Source organism: Lentilactobacillus kefiri, from assembly GCF_007989105.1.
In the GTDB taxonomy this organism is placed as follows: Bacteria; Bacillota; Bacilli; order Lactobacillales; family Lactobacillaceae; genus Lentilactobacillus; species Lentilactobacillus kefiri.
This window is the reverse complement of sequence record NZ_BJVK01000070.1, coordinates 1-3,600: the sequence shown is the minus strand read 5'-3', so window position 1 is coordinate 3,600 and position 3,600 is coordinate 1. Positions and strand designations below refer to the sequence as shown.

The window sequence follows — 3,600 nt, the reverse complement described above, 5'->3', positions numbered from 1 at the left end:
TAATAATTCCTGAATCTAACAATTTATGGTGATTGTTGCAAAGCCATAATCCGTTTTTTCCATCTGTTGCCATTTCTATTTTCTTCTCTAGTGGTACCGCCAGTTTTTTTATATCTGCTACAGGATAAATATGAGCTCCCTGTATCAGCTGTGGAATATCACAATCACAAAAAGCACAATGCTTTGGTCCGTAAATAGCTAATAAATTTGAAATATATTTTGGAGAACGAAGACTGTTTCCCTTTTCAAATTCATGTTTTTCTAATTCTGAATCAATTTTCACTATTTTTATTCCAATTTTTTCAAGCGCATTTCTAGAAGCTTTAGGTAGCTCCTTGAGATTCTTCTCTACAAATTCATATAGCGTTGTTTTCGCCATTGTTAGAGCATTCATAGCAATAGAAATAAGTGTAGTTTCGTATTTATTTGCGCCATAAACTTTACCATATATTACAGTATTACTGCTTTCATCCACTGTAACATAAGTCGAATTATTTTGTTGCCTACTTAGTTCATTCGTTCTTATCCTTATAAAATCAGCAACTGAGTTGAATGCTACTATTGGCTTTTTTAGATACTCAGTCGCGTTTAAGAACTCGGTTCCAATTGTGGCCATCAAACGATACATCATCCGGTGATAATCCGTTTCGATGTTAGTTTTATCCGGAGTAGGAAGGTTATAGTAAAAAATTCTTTTATTAGTATGTTTATCTAAAATATACTTGTTTACAGTGGTGGGAAAACTTTGGAAATATGAATTTCGCCCCGCTGGACAATCATCTGATAGACAAACAAAGTCTTTTTCATTTTCCTGTTCTATTACGACCAAACGACCCTTATTTATCTTATCTATATATTTAACATCATAGTCAGTATGTCCTGTAACTTTTTTTACAAGATCATCTAAAACCCCATTGTTTAAAATTTCTTTATACGTACCTTCTCGTTTCTGAAATTTATTATTTATAGTTACTTGAATCATCATTATAACCACTTTTCTTAAATATCATAGTTAGTAATTAGAATCTCATTTCGTTTCCTTCCCTTTATTCCACTGAGTTCAAACAGATTAAAACTTTTGTGTGTATCTAGCCAGTTTAACAGGTTTTGATTTACCTTTCCCTTATGCTTAACAACATAGGAAAACATAATTCGGTTTCCGTTTTCATTTAAATTTTCCATAAATGAAAACAGTTGTTTTTCTTCCTTACGATTCCAACCTTTAAATCCTCGTTTTCCGTCGTTATAAGATCCAGTTGTCAAAAGATATGGTGGATCCAGATATACCAATGTATCTTCTCCTTGGGGTATATATAATTCTTCAAAAGATTTGGATTCAAAAACTAAATTTTTTGTTTTAATATGTCGACTGAAACTGATTAGTTTTTCTAATACTTTATCGTTAAACCATCTCATACCAACTGGATTGTTAAATTCCAGCTTACTGTTAAATCTTAATTGTTGCTGAAACCCATACATTACAATAGTATAGAGCATCTGAGGATCTTTATCGCCATTGGGCAAATTATTATAGTATGCCCGCGCAGCAACATACGATTCTTTATTTTCAGCTGAAAGATCAAACCTTTTTATTATTTTGTGAATATATCTAATTAGATCATATGTGTTTTTCTCAGCAATCATCTCAATCAAGTCTTTAACAATGAAGTTAATGTCATTATAAATAACAGTATCCGCTTCATAGTTAGCGCCAAAATTGAAACCACCACCAAATATATCTACCACAGTAGTTATATTTTGAGGAAAGTATTTCGATAATTCTCCCAACATTTGATATTTACTACCAATAAAATTCAACGGTGATTCATAGGTAACATCAATTTTTCGTTTCAATTCAATAAAGAATAGGTATTCAAAATGTTCATTCGTAGTCTTTGTTTTGAAATTACGATATTTTTTATAATTAATTTTCTTTAGTTCAAATGTTTCTGCCTTTCCATATCGCTTAAGTGCAGATTCAATAAACGTTTTCGACATAATACCATCATTGTTATAGCTTAACATCACATACTTTGCTTTTGTTTCACTAAGTATCTTATCAAATAGTATTTGAGCTTTATATTCTTTTGACCAATCCGATCTCATCGGACCAGTTGGACGTGATCCTGTAACTTTACTGACAGATGGATGATCATCCTTTATTAAGGTTTCAAATATATGATACTGCGTTCCGTATTGGTTTTGTGTATATGGCGGATCCAAGTATAAAATGTCCGTATCCACGGCTCCGATGATATTTTCAATTTTATCGTTAAACACTTGGAGATTTCGATTTTTAATTTTTTTAAAAGGTACTGGGATAAATTCCATTGGCTTTAATGCTCTGGGATCCCATTTTTTTAAGAACGCACCATATACGCCGGCAACATTGGCCACCTTAGACATTGACTCAATAAGTGATGCAAGTAAAAACACGTATTCATTCTTAGAAACTAACTTTGTATCATACCAACTTTGAATAGTATGCCTAATAAAATCAATCTTACCGGCATTTTCAGTTGAAAAATACATTCTATCAGATCCACCTGGTGAATATGTTTGATAGAAAAAGCCTTCTTCACTAATTTTTGGTTGATTAAAATATTTAAATGGATTAAAATTTAAATTCTCAAATTTTATGCTTTCACCATCAATTCTAGCTTGACTATATATAGTACACCACGTCAGCGAGTCATTAATGATTATATTAAACTGGTCTTTTAGACTATCTGCAACTGCTCCTGTACCACAAAATGCATCAAAAAACGTTAACTTTTTATTTAACAGATGCTTTTTTTTCAAAATGTCTCGTATTTCATCTGTCATCGATTCTTTATTGCCTAAAAATCTCATATTTTCCTCTTCATTATTCTTATTTTATATGCCACCAATGTTTTTTCTAGTCTATTGAGGGTTAGTTTCCCGAATATCCGTATTTGAACTAATGGGTCTACATTTTCAGTGGTTGCATATCACTCGGAGTATTTGCCTTCCTTAGTTGTTTTCACATTACTGGAACCGGCTACTTGCAGCGCAAGCAGCCAATAATTCTCATTGATGAAAGCTTAGAACTGCTACCAAAAATGCCACCAACTATTATTGGTTTTGCTCTTGGATACTTTCTTTTCCCTATTCCGATATTCATCAACTTTGTTTCCGTTTTGGTTGTCGTTTTTATCCTTTCTGTGACTGGTATTAGAACTATTCGACAAGATATCATCCCTGTCATTTGATTGTTGCTGTTGAGCTGAACTAGAAGTTTCAAGCAAACCACTCAATTTTCGAACGTGCTCTTTTAATTGATGGTTTTCTGCAACTGTCGCTATCTGTAATTTTTGTTGCTGGTCTAAAGCTTGTTGTAAATTTGCAATTTGTTGATCTTTAACATCAAGTTGTTTCAGTAAGATATGATCAACATTTTTGTCGTTTTTGTCTTGCTGATTTGGTTGTCGTTCTTGTCGTTTTTGCTTGTCAAAATTAGCAAGCAGCTTAACGCCTTGATTGTCTATTTCTAGATGGTTTTTGACTTTATAAGTGTGTTTGCTTCGAAAGCCATTAATGCTATTAATACGTTGATTAATGGCTTGTTTTGATAATTTC

General features: G+C 32.4%; 3 protein-coding genes. All 3 read right to left on the bottom strand.

The window, feature by feature from the left end; genetic code table 11:
• Window positions 1-985: HNH endonuclease signature motif containing protein (locus tag LKE01_RS11560; protein WP_225426959.1), on the bottom strand; the 985-nt coding region annotated here is incomplete at its 3' end.
• 14 nt (window positions 986-999) lie between these two features.
• Window positions 1,000-2,853 carry a DNA adenine methylase gene (locus LKE01_RS11555; protein ID WP_056980994.1) on the bottom strand — a complete coding sequence of 618 codons (1,854 nt, stop codon included), beginning with the start codon at window positions 2,851-2,853 and terminating at the stop codon, window positions 1,000-1,002.
• A 221-nt stretch (window positions 2,854-3,074) separates the two neighbouring features.
• Window positions 3,075-3,600: DUF536 domain-containing protein (locus LKE01_RS11550; protein ID WP_146979251.1), on the bottom strand; the 526-nt coding region annotated here is incomplete at its 5' end.